At 64.3% G+C, this 2,911-nt stretch carries 6 protein-coding genes; all 6 read right to left on the minus strand.

What is annotated here, in order from left to right:
* Positions 1–155: 155 nt before the first annotated feature.
* The 6 genes from ABD308_RS14140 to ABD308_RS14165 all read right to left on the minus strand — a co-directional run bounded on the left by ABD308_RS14140 (position 156) and on the right by ABD308_RS14165 (position 2,800).
* Positions 156–416, minus strand: coding sequence for a hypothetical protein (locus ABD308_RS14140; protein WP_344333429.1), 261 nt, complete (start codon positions 414–416; stop codon positions 156–158).
* Between the two features lie 71 nt (positions 417–487).
* The gene (locus tag ABD308_RS14145) at positions 488–1,327 is read right to left on the minus strand and encodes a helix-turn-helix domain-containing protein (protein WP_344333432.1); all 840 of its coding nucleotides are present in this window, start codon (positions 1,325–1,327) and stop codon (positions 488–490) included.
* Entirely contained in the window at positions 1,324–1,836 is a 513-nt protein-coding gene (locus tag ABD308_RS14150) for a DUF6879 family protein (RefSeq protein ID WP_344333435.1), read from the minus strand. Before ABD308_RS14150 ends, ABD308_RS14145 begins: the two co-directional genes overlap by 4 nt.
* Positions 1,820–2,032, minus strand: a complete 213-nt coding sequence (locus ABD308_RS14155; RefSeq protein ID WP_344333438.1) for a hypothetical protein — start codon at positions 2,030–2,032, stop codon at positions 1,820–1,822. The genes ABD308_RS14150 and ABD308_RS14155 overlap by 17 nt, the downstream gene beginning before the upstream one ends.
* A gap of 258 nt (positions 2,033–2,290) precedes the next feature.
* The gene (locus ABD308_RS14160; protein ID WP_344333441.1) at positions 2,291–2,527 is read right to left on the minus strand and encodes a DUF397 domain-containing protein; all 237 of its coding nucleotides are present in this window, start codon (positions 2,525–2,527) and stop codon (positions 2,291–2,293) included.
* Positions 2,528–2,563: 36 nt separating this feature from the next.
* Positions 2,564–2,800, minus strand: coding sequence for a DUF397 domain-containing protein (locus tag ABD308_RS14165; protein ID WP_344333444.1), 237 nt, complete (start codon positions 2,798–2,800; stop codon positions 2,564–2,566).
* Between the last annotated feature and the right edge of the window lie 111 nt (positions 2,801–2,911).

Below are 2,911 nucleotides of genomic sequence, written 5' to 3' on the forward strand. Positions count from 1 at the left end.
CGCCGAGGCTCGCCGCCACGGCGAGCCTCGACGGGAACCACGCCGTGTCCGTCCGGAAGACCGGCACCGCACGCCGGTTGAGCTCCTCGATCACCAGATCGGCGGTCGGATCGAACGCCCCGGTGATGACGAGGACCGTGCCGGATTCGGGCATGTCAATCGTTGCTGCTTCCGGGGTCGTCAGGCGCGTCCAACTGCCCTGACGGCTCCGTCGGCCCGTACGTCTTCGGCGGGTTGCTGGTCATGTAGACGCCGGGCGGCATGCCCGCATAGCTGCACGTCTGCGTCTCCTCGTCGTACACCAGCTCGGAGGCCAGGACGCCCCCGCTCCCCGTGACCGCACTCAGGAAGCGAAACGCGAACGGCCCGGCGGACCCACCTACTTCGTCCAGCACCGGCAATGTCGCGGTGGACATGGATGTCCCTCACCTTCTGCTCACCGCACGGGGTGAGCGGGATTCAAGGTAGGGCCAAACCCGACGGAAGGTCAGGAGCTTTCCCGTTGCCGCAAGAACTCGTCCCGGATCTCTTCGACTGCGGCTCGCATCTCATCGCCGTAAACCGCGACGGCAGCGAATCGGTCGAAGGTCTCCAGATAGATCTTGAGATCCTTCGGCTCCCGGGTGGTGATCTCAGAATGAAACGTTTCGACGATGGCCAGCCGATTGTCATGCAGGCTGAAGCAGGTCATCGGAAAGTCAGGCATCCGGACGCGCTGAGGAAGCAGGCCCAGAACCACATTGGGCAGCCTGGAGAGCGAGACAAGCCGGTCCAACTGCACCGCCGTGATCACCGAGTCACAGATCCTCCACTGAAGCACATGCTCGCAGATGAGGAAGTGGAAGGAACGGCCGCAGTCGTAGAGCGCCTGCTGTCGGGCCAATCGCGCGGCGATGGCTCTGGCCCGGGCCTCCTCGGACAACTCGGGCAGAAGATCGAAGACCGCCGAGATGTATTTCGATGTCTGAAGCAGCCCGGGACTCAACTGCCCTTGGAACAATCGGAGTTCACCGGTCCGCTCCTCGATGGCCTGAATTGCCCGCTGGTGCTTCCAGAAGCCGGCGCGATGGATGAGCCGCCAGGCGGTCTCTTCCGTAGCGGCAACGCGAGCCTGCTCCAGGAAGTGTTCCTTTGCCTCCTGCGAAATGCCGAGCGCCGTGAGGATGAGATCGACGTCCACGACGCTCGCGAGCACCTTGCCGTGTTCGATCTTGCTGAGCTTACCCGGAGACATGGAAGCCCTACGAGCCACGGTTTCCCCGGTCAGTCCGGAGGCATTACGCAGGGCTCGCAGGGCCTTTCCGATGTCTTCAGCAACAGCACTCAAGACTGAAGCCGCTGCCAGTACTTGTCAAAAGGTACGGCGTGGGACTCGGCGATCTCTCGGTAGCGGAGGTACTCGGGGGTGGCCTCTGCGGGGAGCTTCTCGGCTCCGATGAACTTTCCGTCCGTCGCGTAGTGCATGCGGTAGACGTCGGTGTCGTCGAACAGCCAGAAATCATGGTCCGGGAGCCCCACCACCCGCTGGTAGGCACGGTCGATGATTCCGATGGTCTCGCCAGCTGTGATGTTGCCGGGATAGGCGGCGAGCTCGTACCGCAGGTAGTCGGTCAGCGGCGAGGTGAGGACGTGGACACGGGCCACCGTCTTGCCGTGGTCGGTCATGGACCGGACCCATGGGTTGTCTGTCCACTCGGGCGGCATGGGAGCGCCGGCGAGGAAGGCCTCGAACTCCTCCCGCTCCTCCTCGATGTCGTAGAGGTCCAGCGTCTCCAGCCGGAACGCGGTTCGCTGGAAGGTCTCGAAGAGTCGGCCGAATTCAGTTCCGTCGAGCACGGAAGTAGTCCTCCAGCATGTCCACAGGCACACGGACGACGGCCTCACCTTCGGGCAGGCCGATCTGTGCCAGTTGTTCGGGGTCGGTGACCACGTAGCCCTGTACGAGAAGGGTGGTCTCGTCGTCCGTTCCCCACAGTGTCGGGCAGGTGCCGTTCTTGCAGTTCAAGTCACTGGACAGTTTGCGCAGAGCCACTGGCCCTCCTCGTTCCGTTGTCGAGGTCGATACTTCAGGCTCGCCCCGCCGGTGGGCAAGGGCATCGGCTTTCCACTACAGGAAAGGGCGGAGGCACACCGGAGCGCGGAGCGGGATGTCGGCCCCGCCGACTTCCTACGTCCGCCCCCGCGCCTCGCCACTGGGCGGCTGCGAGGCTACAGCAGCGAGGAGGCGCGCCTCTGGGGGCGCGCCTCCTTGATCGTTCTGCTGGTCGCTTGCCGCCTGCGGGGAGAGGGGTCAGACGGACTGGGCGAATTGGAGGAAGGAGTGCCAGGCGGCCGGGGTGAAGGTGAGGTGGGGGCCGGACTTGTCCTTGGAGTCGCGGACGAGGACGGCGGACGTCGTCTCGGCCACCTCGACGCAGCATGCGTTGTCGTTGAGGCTGTGGCTGCTCTTGCGCCAGGCGATCTCAACACAGGCGAATTGATTGCCATCGCTGTGGCTGCTCTTGAACCACACCAAATCGCTGCTCATGGCTCTCCCTGGAATCGCAGGTGCAGGGGGGATTCGTCAGACGGAGTAGGCGAATTCGAGGAAGGACTGCCAGGCGGCCGGGGTGAAGGTGAGGTGGGGGCCGGACTTGTCCTTGGAGTCGCGGACAAGCACGGCGGACGTCGTCTCCGCGACCTCGACGCACTCCCCGCCATCCGGCCCACTGTGGCTGCTCTTGCGCCAGGCGATCTCGACGCAAGAGCCGCTTGCGTTACCGCTGTAGGTGCTCTTGAACCACACCAGTTCGCTGCTCATGGCTCTCCCTGAAGTAAGGGTGCTGTGACGCCCGTTCAGGATACGGAGCGGGTTCCTGGGAAGCCATCCCACGGCCCCCACAGCGAGGAACCGGCACCCACACAGACAGAG

Origin of the sequence: Kitasatospora putterlickiae, from assembly GCF_039527695.1 — a bacterium.
Lineage (GTDB): Bacteria > Actinomycetota > Actinomycetes > Streptomycetales > Streptomycetaceae > Kitasatospora > Kitasatospora putterlickiae.

What these genes read in the sequence shown, in the direction of transcription:
- ABD308_RS14165 (WP_344333444.1), bottom strand. Translation starts at nt 2,800, where the DNA reads ATGAGCAGCGAACTGGTGTGGTTCAAGAGCACCTACAGCGGTAACGCA.
- ABD308_RS14160 (WP_344333441.1), bottom strand. Translation starts at nt 2,527, where the DNA reads ATGAGCAGCGATTTGGTGTGGTTCAAGAGCAGCCACAGCGATGGCAAT.
- ABD308_RS14140 (WP_344333429.1), bottom strand. Translation starts at nt 416, where the DNA reads ATGTCCACCGCGACATTGCCGGTGCTGGACGAAGTAGGTGGGTCCGCC.